General features: G+C 48.4%; 14 protein-coding genes. 13 read left to right on the forward strand and 1 reads right to left on the reverse strand.

The window, feature by feature from the left end; translation table 11 throughout:
• Window positions 1–8: 8 nt before the first annotated feature.
• From AC1DVJ_RS02805 to AC1DVJ_RS02855, 11 genes are all read left to right on the forward strand, one after another.
• On the forward strand, window positions 9–965 hold the full coding sequence (locus AC1DVJ_RS02805) for a ring-cleaving dioxygenase (protein ID WP_477588185.1): 957 nt from the start codon (window positions 9–11) through the stop codon (window positions 963–965).
• Window positions 962–1,570 carry an alpha/beta hydrolase gene (locus AC1DVJ_RS02810; RefSeq protein WP_477588187.1) on the forward strand — a complete coding sequence of 203 codons (609 nt, stop codon included), beginning with the start codon at window positions 962–964 and terminating at the stop codon, window positions 1,568–1,570. Before AC1DVJ_RS02805 ends, AC1DVJ_RS02810 begins: the two co-directional genes overlap by 4 nt.
• Before the next feature lie 24 nt (window positions 1,571–1,594).
• Window positions 1,595–2,206, forward strand: a complete 612-nt coding sequence (locus AC1DVJ_RS02815; RefSeq protein ID WP_477588189.1) for a flavin reductase family protein — start codon at window positions 1,595–1,597, stop codon at window positions 2,204–2,206.
• A gap of 231 nt (window positions 2,207–2,437) precedes the next feature.
• The gene (gene desA / locus AC1DVJ_RS02820; protein ID WP_477588190.1) at window positions 2,438–3,475 is read left to right on the forward strand and encodes a Delta(5) desaturase DesA; all 1,038 of its coding nucleotides are present in this window, start codon (window positions 2,438–2,440) and stop codon (window positions 3,473–3,475) included.
• Window positions 3,476–3,716: 241 nt separating this feature from the next.
• Entirely contained in the window at window positions 3,717–4,340 is a 624-nt protein-coding gene (locus AC1DVJ_RS02825; protein WP_477588191.1) for a TetR/AcrR family transcriptional regulator, read from the forward strand.
• A gap of 65 nt (window positions 4,341–4,405) precedes the next feature.
• Window positions 4,406–7,516 carry an MMPL family transporter gene (locus AC1DVJ_RS02830; protein WP_477588192.1) on the forward strand — a complete coding sequence of 1,037 codons (3,111 nt, stop codon included), beginning with the start codon at window positions 4,406–4,408 and terminating at the stop codon, window positions 7,514–7,516.
• Window positions 7,517–7,752: 236 nt separating this feature from the next.
• Window positions 7,753–8,685 (forward strand): ABC transporter permease, encoded by a 933-nt coding sequence (locus tag AC1DVJ_RS02835; protein ID WP_477588487.1) that lies wholly within the window; start codon window positions 7,753–7,755, stop codon window positions 8,683–8,685.
• Between the two features lie 18 nt (window positions 8,686–8,703).
• Window positions 8,704–9,585 carry a carbohydrate ABC transporter permease gene (locus AC1DVJ_RS02840; protein ID WP_477588194.1) on the forward strand — a complete coding sequence of 294 codons (882 nt, stop codon included), beginning with the start codon at window positions 8,704–8,706 and terminating at the stop codon, window positions 9,583–9,585.
• Window positions 9,586–9,736: 151 nt separating this feature from the next.
• A complete protein-coding gene (locus tag AC1DVJ_RS02845) occupies window positions 9,737–11,317 on the forward strand; it encodes an extracellular solute-binding protein (RefSeq protein ID WP_477588195.1) in 1,581 nt (526 codons plus the stop codon).
• Window positions 11,318–11,405: 88 nt separating this feature from the next.
• Window positions 11,406–12,443 (forward strand): response regulator transcription factor, encoded by a 1,038-nt coding sequence (locus AC1DVJ_RS02850; RefSeq protein WP_477588196.1) that lies wholly within the window; start codon window positions 11,406–11,408, stop codon window positions 12,441–12,443.
• Window positions 12,443–14,296, forward strand: a complete 1,854-nt coding sequence (locus tag AC1DVJ_RS02855) for a cache domain-containing sensor histidine kinase (RefSeq protein WP_477588198.1) — start codon at window positions 12,443–12,445, stop codon at window positions 14,294–14,296. The genes AC1DVJ_RS02850 and AC1DVJ_RS02855 overlap by 1 nt, the downstream gene beginning before the upstream one ends.
• Before the next feature lie 121 nt (window positions 14,297–14,417).
• On the opposite strand, the gene AC1DVJ_RS02860 is transcribed toward AC1DVJ_RS02855, so the two are convergent.
• Window positions 14,418–14,546 carry a hypothetical protein gene (locus AC1DVJ_RS02860; protein ID WP_477588199.1) on the reverse strand — a complete coding sequence of 43 codons (129 nt, stop codon included), beginning with the start codon at window positions 14,544–14,546 and terminating at the stop codon, window positions 14,418–14,420.
• Window positions 14,547–14,678: 132 nt separating this feature from the next.
• On the opposite strand from AC1DVJ_RS02860, the gene AC1DVJ_RS02865 reads away from it, so the two are divergent.
• Together AC1DVJ_RS02865 and AC1DVJ_RS02870 are read left to right on the forward strand one after the other, a co-directional pair.
• Window positions 14,679–15,446 carry an SDR family NAD(P)-dependent oxidoreductase gene (locus tag AC1DVJ_RS02865; RefSeq protein WP_477588201.1) on the forward strand — a complete coding sequence of 256 codons (768 nt, stop codon included), beginning with the start codon at window positions 14,679–14,681 and terminating at the stop codon, window positions 15,444–15,446.
• Window positions 15,443–17,530 (forward strand): heparinase II/III domain-containing protein, encoded by a 2,088-nt coding sequence (locus AC1DVJ_RS02870; protein ID WP_477588203.1) that lies wholly within the window; start codon window positions 15,443–15,445, stop codon window positions 17,528–17,530. Before AC1DVJ_RS02865 ends, AC1DVJ_RS02870 begins: the two co-directional genes overlap by 4 nt.
• Window positions 17,531–17,578: the final 48 nt, after the last annotated feature.

Below are 17,578 nucleotides of genomic sequence, written 5' to 3' on the forward strand. Positions count from 1 at the left end.
TGGCTATTATGACAGCACAACAACAAACCGCAGGTATTCACCATATCACCGCTTTCGTTCAACATGCACAGGCAACTGTCGATTTCTATGCTGGTATCTTGGGGCTTCGCATGATCAAAAAAACGATCAACTTCGATGCGCCGGAAGTCTATCATCTCTACTTTGGTAATGAAGCGGGTAGCCCTGGCACGATTATTACATTCTTCCCTTATGCAGGTTCACGCAAAGGTCGGATTGGCGGGGGTCAAGTCGGCATCACGACTTACGCAGTACCAATGAACAGCCTTGCTTTCTGGGAAGCGCGTCTAGCACAATTCGAAATCGCCTTTGAGAAAAATACTCGATTCGGTGAAACCTATTTGCAATTCAAAGACCCAGACGGTCTGAGACTCGAAATCGTCGAGCGCGAACAAGGCGCGCCTAGTCAGTGGGCTTTTGGCGGCGTTCCAACGGATAAAGCGATCAAAGGATTCGGTGGAGCTGTACTATACAGCACCGCGCCAGACAAAACCTCAGAGCTCCTCGTGAACGTCATGGGGCTGCAAAAATTAGGGCAAGAAGGCGCCTACGCACGCTTCACTTCCTTCGGCGACCTAGGCAACATCGTCGATATTAACGTAACGCCAATGGATTACGGTGCTGGCGGAGCGGGAACGGTGCATCATATCGCATGGCGTGCCAAAGATGATGCGGAGCATGCGCTCTGGAGAAGTCATGTGGCGAGTCACGGCTATCACCCTACACCGATCGTAGATCGTCAATACTTCAATGCGATCTACTTCCGTGAAGAAGGGGGCATCCTATTTGAAATTGCGACAGATCCTCCAGGCTTTGCGAGAGATGAGCAGCCCGAGGCGCTCGGTGAGAAATTGATGCTGCCAGAATGGTTCGAAGCAAGCCGTGATCAAATCGTGAAAAATCTACCGCCGATTGAAGTGCGGGTATTGGAGGGTGACGGGCAATGAGACATATTTATCAGCAAGGTTCTGATCTAACTGCACCCGTGCTCGTTCTGTTCCACGGAACGGGCGGGACAGAGCAAGACCTGCTGCCTTTGGCGCAGGCGATTTCACCAACCTCCTCCGTACTGAGTGTACGAGGGAATGTCCTAGAGAATGGCATGCCGCGGTTTTTTCGCAGGCTAGCTGAAGGGATCTTCGACGAAGAGGATCTCATCTTCCGCACGAAGGAAGTGTATGATTTCCTCGATGCAGCTGCGGTAGAGCATGGCTTCGATCGCAATAATGTCGTCGCAATAGGCTACTCCAACGGCGCGAATATCGCGGTGAGCCTCCTATTCCATTATCCGAAGGCACTCCGCGCAGCCATCCTGCATCATCCCATGGTGCCGCGTCGTGGCCTGCAATTGCCAGACCTCTCAGATACACCTGTATTCATCGGCGCAGGCAAGAACGATCCGATCTGTTCTCCTGAGGAGTCAGAGGAGCTAGAGCGACTGCTGAGCGATGCTGGATCAGATGTTCATGTGCACTGGGAGAACGCAGGTCATCAATTGACGCGCTCGGAGGTTTTTGCCGCAGCAGAATGGTTAAAGGGAATTTTTATCTAACAGTATGAATAAGGAGTGGTCATCTTGTTAAGTATAAATCCGTCAACGCAAAGCGAGCGAGATAATTATAAGCTGCTCATCGGTAGCATTATTCCGCGCCCAATAGCATTCGTCACGACCCTATCCACAGGAGGCGTGCTGAACGCTGCGCCGTTCAGCTACTTCACCATCGTCACGGCAGATCCGCCGATGGTGGCCATCTCCGTACAGCGGAAGCAGGGTGTCCGTAAGGACACCTCCCGCAACGCAATCGATACAGGGGCCTTCGTCGTTCATATCGCAGGCGAATCCTATATCGATCAGATCAACCAGAGCGCTGCTGCGCTGCCACCTGAGGAAAGCGAAGTGACGCTTACGGGACTTACACCCGTTGCTAGCCACTTAATCGCCGTTCCTGGCATCGCAGAGGCCAGTATCCGCATGGAATGCGTCCTCGAGCAGGCGATTCCGCTCGGCGGTACAGCGGATTCACCTGCGGCAGATTTACTCATCGGACGTGTCGTATATTTTCACATCGATGAGAACTTAGTTGACAACGGTCATATTGATCCGAATAAGCTGAACCCTGTAAGTCGGTTAGCCGGCAGCTCGTACGCGAAGCTCGGTGAGATTTTTGCAATAGATCGCCCAGTTTAACGGGGAGACGAATGGCTTCGTTCTTACGCAGAACGAGCGGCCATTCGTCTCTTTTTGAGGCGACTGACTTTAATTGCATTTTACAAAAAGGGTTTACCCACGTATGATGAGTTAGCAATGTAATATTTCTTATCCTATAACGGGAACTTATTTCGGTTCGTAACGTACTAACTTCAAGTGATATTAACTTACGAGATCCGACACGACGCGGAGAGAGGGAGTTCTAACAGGATGAAGCATGAAGATAAAGGTGGGTGGCGTTCAGATATCGCACCTTTCGAAAGACCACATATGAAGCATAGTGTGTGGCAAATCATTAATACAGTGGGACCCTTTTTCGTGCTATGGTATTTTGCTTTTCTAAGTCTTTCCGTTTCCATTTGGCTAACTTTCGTGATCGATCTAATAGCCGCAGGATTTTTAATCCGCATTTTCATTATTTTCCATGACTGCTGTCACAAATCTTTTTTCAAAAACAAACTCGCCAACGAAATTGTCGGCACACTAACAGGAATATTAACCTTCGTTCCGTACCATCAGTGGCGCCATACACATTCGGTTCACCATGCATCTAGTGGTAACTTGGATAAAAGAGGCGTTGGTGACATCTGGACGCTAACTGTGGATGAATATATGCAAGCTACATGGCTCAAAAGAATGACATATCGCCTATATCGCAGTCCGTTCGTGATGTTTATTGTTGGGCCGATTTTCATCTTCCTCATTGATTACCGTTTTAACCGTAGGAAGGTAGGCATGAAAGAAAGAATCAATACGTACATCACCAATGTCGGTATTGTTGGCAGTATTGCGCTACTTTGTTGGGGCATGGGCTGGCAGTCCTTCCTGTTGATTCAAGGACCGATGTTCTTCTTCTCAGGTATGGCGGGAATTTGGCTTTTCTACGTACAGCATAACTATGAAGAAACGTACTATGAGCATAATGAAGAATGGGATTACGTCAAAGCCGCGATGCACGGCAGCTCGTTCTACAATTTGCCGCGCATTCTACATTGGATTACAGGTAATATTGGCTATCACCACATTCATCATTTAAGCCCGCGCGTTCCTAACTATAATCTGCAAAAGGTTCACGATAAGAATGCAGCACTTCGCAATGTGCAGACGATTACACTGAAAACAAGTCTGGAATCTCTAAAGTTCCGTATCTGGAATGAGGAATCCAAGAAGTTTATTCAGTTCAAGGATTTGAAGCAATTCCGCGTGAAAGTGAAGCCTCGTATTATTAAAACTGTAGACGCTGAATGAGAAAACTTCTATCGAGGTCATTCAATGATGAGCGACCTCGTTTAAATGTAAGTTTTATCGCCAATATGAAAGCAGTTTTCGGATGCCGAAAACTTATGCTTTCCTATGTGGTAAGAAACTTGTGTCCGACCTGTGATCATCTGCGGGTTGGGCCTTTTTTTTTATCAAAATAGCGTTGAAATGCCAAGGTGGGCGCTGTATAATCCAACTATGACGTCAAAAAGTGAACGGGTGTTTATTAATGCAAATTTTAAAAGATGAAGTCAAAAAGAGTATCCGCCAAGCGGCTTTGGCCGAGTTCAAGAAGCATGGATATTTGAAAGCCTCCATTCGGCAAATTGCAGATGCCGCAGGCATAACACCTGGCAACATCTATCGCTACTTCAAGAGCAAGGATGATTTGTTCGATGAGCTGATCCAGCCCATTCAGGAGCAATTAGCCGAGGTTCTGCGATTGAGTAAGCAAGAGGTGGATAACACCCTTTGTACTGCCTTGTCTGATCATTTGCTGATCCTGCGCAGAATTGATGCCTCCCTGATGCTGCTTTTCAAGGAGTCCAGCACGGAGCTTACGATTCTTCTTAATCTGAGTGAAGGCTCTCGATTCGCCTCGGCGAAACAAGATATGATTACGCTGGTACATCAGATTATCTCGGAAGTATTTACAGCAGAATTGGCGCCATCAGGCACATTGTCACAGAAGGACCAGCTAGCTGCTCGCATGATTGCGACGACAATGATTGAAAGTATATGTCTCATTTTGCGCGACCATGAGGATGGCGATACGATCAAGATGCTCGTTGATGAACTGTTGTACCTGTATTGCACAGGTATTTCAGAAAAAATAAAGCTTGGCCAGTCCTAAAATTTTTTAACCCAATAATGAACGATTGTTCATTATCAGTAGGGTGAGTGGAGGAGAAGAGAGAGATGAAATCAATTATTAAATGGCGCTGGGCGATTCTTGCCGTATGGTTGGCAGTGACTGTGCTGTTGACGGCTTTCCAGCCTGATGTGAACGCAATTCTTGGACTTAGAGGGCAGGATCCGCTGCGCAGTGACAGCCCATCGAAGGTAGCGACGACGATTTTGAACAAAATTAACGGGGTCGAGGGCACGAGCGATATCGTGGTTTTCCATAACCCGAATAAGTTGTCGGATGCAGATTTGAAGGCGATCGAGGCGGGCATTACGAATTTGAAAAGCCATCAAGCCGAGCTAGGCTTCGATCAGTTGATTGATCCGTTTACCATGCCTGAGGCGAAGTCATCGCTTATTTCGGAGGATGGCACCACTTTAATGGCGAGTTTCTCTCTGGACAAAAGAGGGCGTCACGTCGAGGACATCAAGTTGGAATTTGAAGATGTTTTGAAGGACGTAAAGGTGGAGTACTACCTCTCTGGGGAGGATTTTATCCAGGATGATTATATTAAGGTTTCTGAGTCTGGCGTTGAAAAAAGCGCCGCGCTAACGGTCATTTTCATCCTAGCGGTCCTAGTGATTATGTTCCGTTCTGTCATTATTCCAGTGGTTTCTTTGCTAGCGGTCGGTATTTCATACCTCGTGTCCATGGGGATCGCCGCACAGCTCATTGAAAAGTTCAATTTCCCGGTGACGAGTGTCACGCAGATGCTGTTGATTTTGATTCTTTTCGGGATTGGAACCGATTATAACATTCTCTTATTTAATCGATTCAAAGAGGAGTTATCCCATGGCTTATCCGTGGATGAAGCAATCATTGTCACCTATCGCACGGCGGGTAAAACGATTTTCTATAGTATTTTGACTGTGTTTATCGCGTTTGCCGCATTAACATTCTCCGATTTCGGTACGTATCAATCAGGTAATGTGGTTGCGATTGGTGCGGCGATACTCCTGCTCCAAATCGTAACAGTGACACCATTTTTCATGAAAATGCTCGGGAATAAGCTCTTTTGGCCTTCCAAAGGAAATACAGGGCATAAGGAGAGTAAATTCTGGGCTGGCTTGACGAAAATTGCGGTGAAAAGACCGGTCGTTACGACGGTAATTATCTTGATAGTGACGATTCCGCTTGCACTTGCGAATCATCAGAAGCTGTCATTTGACCAGTTGAAAGAGCTGGGGAATGATCACCCATCCACCAAAGGCTTCAGCCTTGTGGCGGAGCATTTCAGCCGCGGTCAGGCGCTTCCGACAATGGTCGTGGTCCAGAATGACAAACCTCTTAACACGAACGAAGGTTTAGCTGCGATTGATAAGGTGACGGAGAAGCTGAAAAGTATTCCAGGTATCGATATGGTATCTAGTGTGACACAGCCGCAATCGAAGCCGATTGATGAATTCTATATCTCTAGCCAAACAAAGACTGTTGCAGATGGGATTACCGCTTCGCAAAAGGGTGTAAACCAAATTCGCGACGGACTTACGCAGATGCAAAGTAAATTAACGACACCGGATACATCAAGCGTGGGTCAACTTGTAGATGGCACGAGTCAAGTGCAGGATGGCTATAGCAAGCTTACTGCTGCGCTGGATCAAGTGGCTAGCGGTATTGCGCAAGGTGCTGGCGGCGCGGGCGAATTGAGTGCGGGTATTGCTGCGCTGAAGGATGGTATGACACAAGTTACGAGTAATGCGGTTAAGATCAATGATGGTTTGACGCAGCTTGGTCAAGGCTATAGTGCAATGACAGATGGCTACAGTCAGGTTGAGAATCAGGTAACAGGCATCCAGCAAGGGCTGGTTGGCATGAATGGGCTGATTGGCGGACTTGGCAGCAAGTACAGCCAACTTACAACCGATGCTGATTACATCAAGTTGAAGCAAACGGGCGAAGGTCTTGCTTCCGGGCTGACGCAGCTGAGCGGCGGACTTGGGGAGCTTGGCAAGAACGCAGCCAAACTGAACAACGCTTTCGCCGAGGCGACGCAAGGCTTGGCGCAAGTGAACGGCGCGCAGGCGCGGCTTGCCGCGGGGCTCTCTTCGCTGGAGAGCGGCGCAGCTGAGCTCGCCAAAGGGCTGAAGCAAGGCAGTGCGGGCAGCCGCGAGATCGCTGCGAACATGGTGAAGCTGAACGCTGCGCTAGGCAGTGTCAAGGACGGTCAGCAGAAGCTGAGCGAAGGCTTGTCGGGTCTCAGCGGCGGCATGGGCCAGCTGAAGGACGGCCTTGGCCAGAGCGGCAACGGACTCGGTGACGTGTCCGAGGGGCTTGGCTTGACGAGCCAGTTCTTGACGCAGCTGAACGGCTCGAAGACGTTTTTCATCCCGAAAGAAGCGCTGTCGAGCGCGGATTTCGGGAAGTCCTTGGACAGCTTCATGTCCAAGGATCGGACGATGACGAAGATGATCGTCATCTTGAAGGATGATCCGTATTCATCGGCTGCGATGGATACGATTGAAGCAATTAACGCGGAGCTCGCTGCCAGCGTGAAGGGCACGGTGCTCGAGCATGCGAAGGTGGGCGCTGCGGGACCGAGCTCTACGACGTATGACACGAACAAGGCACAGTTGAAATCGTTCAATAGCACCGCGATTATCGTAATCATCGGTGTGTTCATTGTCCTACTGTTCGTTATTCGTGCCTTCTGGCCAGCGGTCTACATCATTCTGAGCTTAGTCATTTCCTACTACGTGGCGATGACGGCGACGAATGTCGTAACGGATAAAATCATCGGAGCTGACGGTGTTTCCTCCTTCGTACCGTTCTTCTCTTTCATCATTATTATTGCTGTCGGCGTCGACTACAGCATCTTCCTGATGATGCGCTACAAGGAGCTTGGCGATCTATCCCCGGCTAAAGCGATCGTGCAAGCCGCCAAGCACATCGGCGGCGTGGTCATCTCGGCGATGGTCATCCTCGGCGGAACCTTCGCCACGCTCGTGCCTTCCGGCCTCGTTCTGCTGATCGAGCTGGCGGTGGCCGTGATCGTCGGCCTGATCGTGCTCTGCTTCGTCTTGCTGCCGATGCTGCTGCCGGCGCTTCTAGCTATGCCAGAAGTTTTGCGGGCGAAACGCGGTGTAGCGGTGCGCAAGGTGTCGACGGAAAGTCGTACGGCGTAACCGCAATCCAGACATGAATGTTTAAAAGAAGTGCCTTCCACTAATGTGGGGGCACTTTTTGCGTATGGCGCGCTTTCAGAGCCTCCTCACCTCCAAAAACCTAAAAAAAACACAAGTCAGTGAAAAGGCATTCCATAGCTGTATGCGCTGTATCAGGGTACGATAGACCTATAACATCGACGAAGATGAGTGAGGGGGGCCACAGGATGGCGGTCAACGCACAAGCGGTAAAGCAAATGAGTGAGCGTAAGCAGATAAGCAAAGGAAAGACCTTGCTGCGAACGTTTTGGAAGTATAGGGCACTATATCTGATATCACTGCCAGGCATTGTTTATTTTATTATTTTCAAGTATGTACCGTTGTTAGGCTCCGTTATTGCGTTTCAGGACTACAACATATTCGACGGCTTTACAGGCAGCGAGTGGGTAGGCCTTGAACATTTTACCCGGATGTTTGCACACTATGACTTTCTCAATATTTTGAAAAACACTGTGCTCATCGGTGTCTATGATTTGCTGCTTGGTTTTCCAGCGCCAATCATTCTCGCCTTACTATTGAACGAACTCCGCCTTGTGGTGTACAAACGTGTTCTTCAAACTGTCGTGTACATGCCTCACTTCCTTTCGTGGGTTATCGTGAGCGGGATCGCGATTGGCATTCTGTCCCCGTCTACAGGGGCTGTCAACCACTTCATTACCTGGTTAGGCTTTGAGCCTATTTATTTCTTAGGTGAAGAATCGTGGATTCGTACTGTATTAATTTCTTCAGGTATTTGGCGGGATTCCGGGTATGGAACCATCATTTATTTAGCGGCGTTAGCTGGGATTAATCCGGATTTATATGAAGCGTCTGAGGTGGATGGCGCGAATCGTTGGAGACAAACCATCTCCATTACACTTCCGTCGCTCTTACCGACAATTATGATTTTGTTCCTTTTACACATTGGTAAATTCCTAGACTTTGGCTTCGAGCGTGTTTATGTCTTCTTGAATCCGCTCAACAAAGAAAATGGTGAAATTCTCGATACGTATATTTATTCGCAAGGTTTACTAGCTCAGCAGTTTAGTTATACAACGGCTATCGGACTTTTCAAAGCCGTAGTAGGTGTAATCTTTATCGTAACGGGTAATGTGTTAAGCAAAAAAACAACGGGTGAAAGCTTGTACTAAGACGGAGGTGAACGCTATATGAATCGCAAGCCGACAGCCGGCTGGCAAGTTTTTAACGGCTTTAATATATTATTTCTTTCTATCTTATCGCTAGCGATGCTCCTGCCGTTCTTAAATGTGCTGGCTCAATCGTTTAGTTCTTCGGAAGCTATCGTAAATGGGAAGGTATTGTTCTGGCCCGTTCAGTTTACATCGATCAATTATCAGTATGTGTTTAGTGATGCAGCAATCTGGCGTTCTTTTGGCGTAACTGTGTATATTACAGTAGTGGGTACATTGATCAATCTGATTGCTACCGCCTCACTGGCTTATCCGGTTTCGCGTCCTGAGTATGCCGGTCGTAACGCTGTTGTTATTATGGTATTGATTACAATGGTCTTCACAGCGCCGCTCATTCCCAACTTTATTTTGATGAAAAATTTACATTTAACGAATTCGCTCTGGGCGTTGATGATTCCAGGTGCGATCAGTGCCTTTAACTTCTTCATTATGCGGTCGTTTTTCATGCAAATTCCGAGCGAGTTGATTGATTCTGGACGAATCGATGGCTGCTCCGAGCTCCGAATGATTTGGAACATTGTATTGCCGCTATCCAAACCGGTTATGGCTTCCTTGGGGATTTTCTATGCGGTAAGTCACTGGAACACATATCAAAGCGCATTATACTACGTAAATAAGCCTGCCCTATGGCCGCTTCAGGTTAAGCTTCGCCAATTGATCGTATCCGAGGATATTAGTATCGATCCGAATGCCGCTCAATTCAGCGGGCTTGCTCATATGGACCCTGAGGGTATCAAAATGGCGACGATTATCATTGCAACACTGCCAATTATTATCATTTACCCGTTCTTACAGCGTCACTTCGTTAAAGGGATGATGGTCGGATCGGTTAAATCCTAGACATAATATGCTTGAAATGATCAATATTTACAAAATTCTAAAAAAAAGACAATTCAAACTAAAGACACTCCATATCAGCGGATTGTAAACGCTTTTACAATGGGAATAAGAAAGTGTTCATATTCTTAGCGAGATGAAAAGAGGGGTAGAAATGAAAAAATGGATTCCCGTCACAATGGCTACCGTTTTAATGGCTTCCATGCTAGCTGCTTGCGGCACGAAAACGGATGATCAACCAACATCAAGCGCAGCTGGCGCAGCAAGTGCTAAACCTGCAGAAAAAACGAAGTTCTCCATCTCTATGCGAACACTCGCATTCGGACACGTTGAGAAATCGCCTGATATTAATCAAGACAAATGGGTGAAAAAGCTTGAAGAGCTAACGAACTCAGATATGAATATCGTGCTTGTTCCACACAAAGAATATGAACAGAAAATGATCCAAATGTTTGCAACGAACGACATTCCTGATGTTGTTCAGGCCAATGGCGGTGTAAACGGCAAAGAAATGGCAGGTTCCGTGAAAGCTGGCGTATTCATGCCTCTTGATGATTTGCTTAAGAAACACGGTCAGAATTTGCTGAAAAAAGTACCGAAAGAAGCTTGGGACAAAGTAACGTATCAAGGTAAAATTTTCGCTATCCCTGAATACTTGTCCAACCCTTCTCGCCGTGCCATCTTCGTTCGTAAGGACTTGCTGGATAAGGCAGGCCTAGGCGTTCCGAAAACGGTTGATGAGTACATGGCTGTTCTTCGTAAGTTCAAAGAAATGGGCGTTGAGAACCCGTATATGGGTCGTGAGAACTTCAAGTACGCCGATTCCTTCTTCGGTGCTTATGACGTCTACCCTTACTTGTCCCAGTTCGAGAAGTCAGGCGATCAAGTATTGCCGAAGTTCTATGATACAGAAAATATGATAAAAGCTCTTCAAACATACAAAAACATGTTTGACGAAGGCTTGATCAATAAAGAATTCGCAACGATCAATGCAACGGTATTCAAGAACACGATTCTTGCTGGTAAAGCTGGTATGTGGTCCATGAACGCAAATGAAATGCTGCAATGGGAAACACAGCTGAAAGCAAACGTTCCAGCAGGTGACATCGAAATCATTCCAGCACCAACAGGACCAGATGGCAAAGGTGGTCACTACCTGTATGGAGCAGCTCCACGTGCTTATTTCATTAACAAAAACGTGAAAAATGCCGAGCAAATCATCAAATTCTTTGACTGGATGATGTCCCCTGAAGCAGAGAAATTCTTCACATTCGGAATTGCAGGCGACACGTACACAGAAACGAATGGCAAAATCGAATATAAAGCGCCAACGGATACGGCGGCTGTAGATGAAGAACGCTATCGTCAATCCTTCTTGTGGATGGTTCAAGATACAACTTATAATAAAGGGACACTTGGCCTAACTGAAGAAGGTAAGAAGTTGATGAATATCTTCGATACAACTTTGAAAAATGAAGGCCGCGACGGCATTGAATTCGAGCCTCGTCTAGACTCATTAGCAAAAAATCCTGACATTTCACCGGCATCCGACCAAGCACCTCCAGTTCTTCTTTCCCACATGGTGAAAATGGTTTACGGAAAAGAGCCGATTACTGATTGGCCGAAAGTGTTGGAAGAGTGGAAATCCAAAGGCGGTAACGAAGTAATCAAGGAAGCAAATGAGAAATTCAATAGTAAAGACTCCGGTACGACAGTGATCATGCCGCGTAAATAAGCTCAGTTTCTGAGCATGCCGACTCCTCACGTACCTAACGGTACGTGGGGAGCGTGCATTTCAACAGGTTTTGAAAGGAGAGCTCCTCATGTACCGCATACTCATTGTCGATGACGAACCGATGATACGCAGAGGATTACAGAAGCTTGTGGAACAATCGGAGCTGCCCATTGAAAGCTTGCGAACGGCTGAGAATGGTGTTGTCGCAATGCAGCGGATTCAAGAGGAACGACCTGATTTTCTGTTTACAGATATACGCATGCCGAAGATGGATGGTCTGGAGCTATGTGCGCAAATTGCGGAGATGGATGTCGATATTCAAGTGGTTGTGATTTCCGGTTATGGAGATTTCGAGTACGCGCAGAAGTGCGTATCTTACGGGGTCAAAGAATATTTACTGAAGCCGGTCAATATTAAGGGATTTCAGCAGGTGTTAGAGAAGCTCATTTTGAACAAAAGCAAGGTAAGTTCAGAGTCATTTGTCGCCGTCACAAAGCTAGAGAACTGGGCTACCCGCATGGAACAAGCGGTTTGGATGCTGCAGCAAGAGGAGCTTGAGCGTATTCTCGAGGAGATCCAATCCGAGCTAAGTACCTATAAAATAAAGCTCAACCGCATCAGTGATATTGTGCAGGAGATCTATACGCTTGTGCATGGGCGGCTCACCGTTCGCGATGTGTATGTGATTCAAGAGGAATTGAAGATTTCTGCTTCGCTAAGCGAGGAGGACGTGTGGCTGTGGTTCACGACATCTGTGAAAGGACTGCTGCAAGAGCTTAAGGGCAAGCGCAAAGGCAAGCAAAAGGATCCTGTTGAAGAAGCGAAGCAGTACATGGAGAAGCATCTCGCTGAGGAGGTTTCCTTAGAAGAGGTAGCTGAATTCATTGGGTTGAATCCCTCTTACTTTAGCCAATTGTTTAAGCAAAATACACAAGAAACCTTCGTTCAGTATCGGACACGTCGACGTATGGAGAAGGCGAAGAAGCTGCTACAGCAACCGCATTGGCGTATTACGGATATCTCCGGCGAGGTTGGGTATGCGGATCATCCGCATTTTACGAAAACATTCAAAAAGTATGAAGGCTGTCTACCCTCGGAATACCGTCAGCGAATGGGGATTCGCTAATGAAGAGAAAGTCGCTTTCGCGTCAAATTTACTCGTACTTTCTAATCGTTATCGTGTTATCTCTTGTATCTGTCGGAGCGGTATCTTATTGGCAATCTTCTCGGGCGCTTGATGATCAAGTCAAGCAATATATGGAACAAATGGTCGAGAGTGCGAACTATCAGACGGATAGCTATTTACAGGCGTATGAGCTGCTCAGTAATGCCTTTTCGTCAAATTCCGACGTGCGGGCGTTCATGGAAATTAAGCCAGACGATTCTTATGAGTATTATGTGTATTCGGACAAGATCAAGAAATTTGCACTCGCCTCAGTCGAGTCGATTGTTACGTTATATAAGCAGCTTAACATGATATATGTGACGGGTCAGCACGGTCGTTCAGTCATCTATGAGAATCAGAATTTATTTAATTTTGACCCGGTTCTGGTACAAGAAAAGTATACGAATTTGATGAAGTTGACGCCCGTTAATGGCAAAATCGCGCTGCTCAACATGAGTATCCGCTCGGTGGATCAGGGATCTGTTGTCACGATGGCTCGCAAGGTAAGGGGCCCTTCGTATGGAGATGAGAATCGCGGCATTGTTGCAATTGAAATCAAGTTAGATGAGCTTGCGAAAACCTGGGATCGCGTGAGCTTGGGAAAAGAAGGGTTCTTCTTCATTGTGGACGATGCAGGTAATTACATTTATCCGCGGGCGATGAGTCAACGAAATCCGCAAGATGAGCTGGCTTCTCATGTGCTTGCAAGCGGCAATCAAACCTTCTTGTACAAATATAACGGAGAGGAACGTATGTTTGTATCTCGTAAATCGGCCTATTCCGATTGGAACCTAGTCGCCTCCATGCCTGTAAAGGAGCTTCGTCGTCCCGTAAATACCATTCGGACAACGACGATCATCGTAGGTATGGTTACATTAGCTGCTGCGCTTTGGCTTGCTTTTCGCTTCGGTCGCTCCATTATCATGCCGATCCGGGATCTCAAAGACAGCATGCGCGAGACTGAGAAAGGGAACTGGCAGTATATCGAAGATACTGGCCGTACGGACGAGATTGGTGGACTCATACACAGCTACAACCTCATGGTGACGCGCCTGTCAGATATGATCGAGCGCGTGTATGAGGCGGAATTGGATCAGCAGAAGAACGCGCTGGAGCTTGGCGAAACCAAGCTAGAACGTCAGCGGGCTGAATTCCAGGCCTTGCAGCTGCAAATTAACCCGCATTTCTTATATAACACGTTAGAAACGATCAACTGTTACGCGATTGTTCAAGATTCCAGTGAAATTACGGATATGGTTGAAGCGATGGCGTTCATGCTTCGCTACTCCGTTCAGACCAATCTGGAAGAAATCACGGTAGCTAACGAGTTGAATCACGTTCGTAACTATATGATTATTTTGCAGCATCGCACAGAGCGGGAATTCGAGATTGAGGTAGCGATCCCGCCGAGCTTGCTGTTGGAGAAAATGGTTCGCTTGACGTTGCAGCCTTTAATTGAAAATATTTTTCAGCACGCTTTTCCAGAAGGTGTGGAGGATCGGCATACCATTCGGATTGATGCCCGCAAAGAGGCTGGTTTGTTCCAGGTCTTCATTGAGGACAACGGCGTGGGCATGTTGCCGGAACGACTTGCTGAGCTGCGCAGGAAGCTGAAGCAGAATCGCTTGGCGGAGCCGGAAGAAGCAAGCACCGGAGCTAAGCGGGGGGGGGGCATCGGTTTGATGAACGTCCACCGACGGATTCAAATGGTGTTCGGCGAAGCCTACGGGCTGTCCGTCGACAGCGAGTGGGGAAGCGGCACCAGCGTCACGATGACGATGCCGGAGACGGTGCGGCCTCGGCTGCGCGGGTGAGGGTAATGCGGCGTTGATCGATGTTACCAGCGAACCCAGCAAGCTCAGCAAAACCAGCACTGCCTCACGATAACCACCGCTAATCCAATCCCCATCCACCGCCTAACGGACACAGGAGACGTTATTCGGCGGAAAAGGAAGGATTTCGAATTCTAACGGACATCACGGTCGTTATTTTGCGCCACTGAGGCGCATATTTGCTTACAAGACGGTAAATAGCGGCACTGGAGTCCGTTAGCACAGGAATCAAGCTGATTTTCTCAAAATAAGGGCTTTCATGTCCGTTAGAGATTCAGCAGGTAGAACAAGTAGAGCAGATAGTCGCGTTGCTAGCAACGCATTTTAATATAAAATAAGCTTACATCCATGGGAGGATAACACAATGAACATCAACTTAACGGGAAAAATTGCACTTGTAACAGGATCTAATGCAGGGATTGGACGCGCGATTGCGCTGGCGTTGGCTAGTAATGGCGCTAAAGTTGGCGTTAACTGTTTGAACAATGTGACACAAGGACAGGAAGTTGTTGCCGAAATTCAAGCATTGGGTGGGGAAGCGGTTCTGGTACAAGCGGATGTAACGAATGTAGAGCAAATCGACAGACTTGTGAGTGAAGTTGAGCAAGCTCTAGGCGGAACAATCGATATTCTTGTTAACAATGCAGGTCACCTCGTACAGCGCGTACCGAATGCTGACATGTTTGAAGAGATGTACGATCGCATCATGGATGTGAACTTGAAGAGCACCGTATTCATGTCCAAACGAGTGCTTGCTGGCATGAAAGAGAAAGGCTACGGCCGTATTATTAACATGACATCCGTTGCAGCTCATAACGGCGGCGGTCCGGGATCCAGCATTTATGCAGCAAGTAAAGCAGCTGTGCTAACTTTCTCTAAAGGTCTAGCGAAGGAAGTGGCTGCTAGCGGCATCACAGTGAACAACGTGTCCCCTGGTTTTATCGGCAATACCATGTTCCACGCGACATTCACGACGGACACAGCTCGCCAAGCTACGATCAATGGCATTCCGTTGCAGCGTGAAGGAACACCAGATGATGTGGCAGGTGCAGTTCTTTACCTAGCATCCAATTTAGCTGCTTACGTAACGGGTGAAACGATCGAAATCAATGGCGGGATGATGATGCGATGAGTACCGCGATTCCATTAGGCGCGAAAGTAGAGACCACGACATGGGCGGGTCAAACCGCGCAAAGGCTGAAAGAAGAAATCGACAGGCTGCAGCAAGCAGGCAGCCTGATCGTTCCTAAAGAACCTGGGGGTTGGTGGCACCAGTATGTTTGTCCACACCATCATACCGAACTGGCGTTCGATGAAAGCGTTGTAGATGCTTCAGAATTTCTGTGTCCGCATGGTTGTGTCATCACAGGCGAAGCCTATCGCGGTGCGTGGCTCGTGTTCAAGCATCAGTCTCTAGCGCGAGTTGCTTTGCAATCCGCGGCAGTTTATGCGGCATTGGGCAACGTATCCTATGCGCAGATCAGCAAGAGACTGCTTGTAGAGTATGCTCAGCAGTTCCCGCTTTATCCCGTGCATCCGGAGGCTCAAAACTGGATGCTGAAGGGACGCGCCTTCCACCAAGCGCTGACTGAGGCGATTTGGTCTACCACGCTGATACGCGCTTATCTGCTTCTTCGCGATGAGGGCATTACCTTCGATGCGAAGGAACAGTTGGCGATCGACGTGTTCTTAGATTTGTTGGCGGGGAGTATGGAAGAGTACCGCCATATTTTGATTCATGAGCGGAATAATGCGGAGAACAACTATACCGCTTGGCTGAACGCGTCTTTATCTTGTGTGTATGCGGCTCGAGGCGAGCAAACTGCACTAGAAGCGCTGATTGAAGGCCAAGGCGGCTTCATTCATCATCTTTCCATCGGCGTCAAAGCCGATCAATTCGAATTCGAAGGAAGCACGTATTACCACGTATTCGTGCTTCGTGCCTATCTTATCGCTGCCGAAATGGCACAGCGCTTTGGCATTGATCTCTACGCCACGACTGGCGCAGAGGGACAATCCATGCGCGGCATGCTGGAAGCATTGGCCGATTTGGCCGACGACCAGGGCGCGCTGCCGGCCCTGCATGACGGGCCGCTTGCGCGGGGCCCTTACGCCCGCGAAATCGCCGAGATCGCTGAGCAGGGGCTCACGATCTACGGCATCGCCGGGCTCGCGCCAGTGCTGCGCGAAGCGTATCGGCAGCTAGGCGCTGCAGGGAACGAGCAGCTCGAGGCGCTGCTCTACGGCGGTGGCGCTGACCGCGCCGCAACACCAGAGCCGCGCAGCTCGCGGCTCTGGCTAGAAGCGGGCTTCGTCATCGGCCGCATGCCGGGGAACCCGTTGTCGTTTCTCGCCGATTTCGGTGAGCACGGCGGTTCCCACGGCCACTACGACAAGCTGCATCTCACGTTGATGCACCAAGATCAAACCTTGACGCCTGATCTCGGGATGGTGCCTTACGGCTCGTCCATGCGCAGATCATGGTTCGCAGAAACAGCCAGCCATAATACGGTGTCGCTGGCAGGGCAATCCCAAGCGCCGCATGAAGGGTGCCTCAAGCACTACGAAGCAACGGAAACATCGGTCTACGCTTGGATACAATCGACCGAAGGTTACGAAGGCTGTACGATGAATCGTCATCTAATGCTCACGGGTGAGTGGATGTTGGACTGGTTCCAGGTAGAACTCGCGTCCGAAGAACCGCAAGCGATTGAATGGTGGATGCATCCAGTTGTGTCGATAGTAGCATCACAACAACCGCTTAACCAAGAGGCTGCCTATAAGCTGCTTATCGCTGACAAAGCGGGAGAAACAACGACGCTCAAGGAGCAACAGCTGCCCATCGTTAGCCAATATGTACCGAACGAAGGTCTTGACGCTAATGGAGCGGGGCAACTTCAGGTTTCCTATGAGCTAACAGGCACCCCTACAACGTCAACAGACGCGGTGATCTTCCATTCCGCACTCGTTCAGCCAGGCGATGAGGTTGTCGCCGTGCAGACACCAGGAGATGCCGTAGATCCTAGTCGTCCACTTACAGCGATGCTTCATCGCCGAAATGACCGTAAGGCGGATTTCATCCACGTGTATCGTGCGGGAAGCTCAGTTCAGCTTTCACAGATTACCGGTAACGAAATCAGCATTACGATTCCTGACGATCCGAGTAGTTCTATCCGCATTCAATTACTGACAGATAAGGGATTACAAATTTTGTGATTTGTCATTCGAGCTTTTGCTCGAAGAACATACTTAACGCGCTGAAAT

The sequence above is a fragment of the Paenibacillus sp. P4_A9 genome, assembly GCF_056402415.1.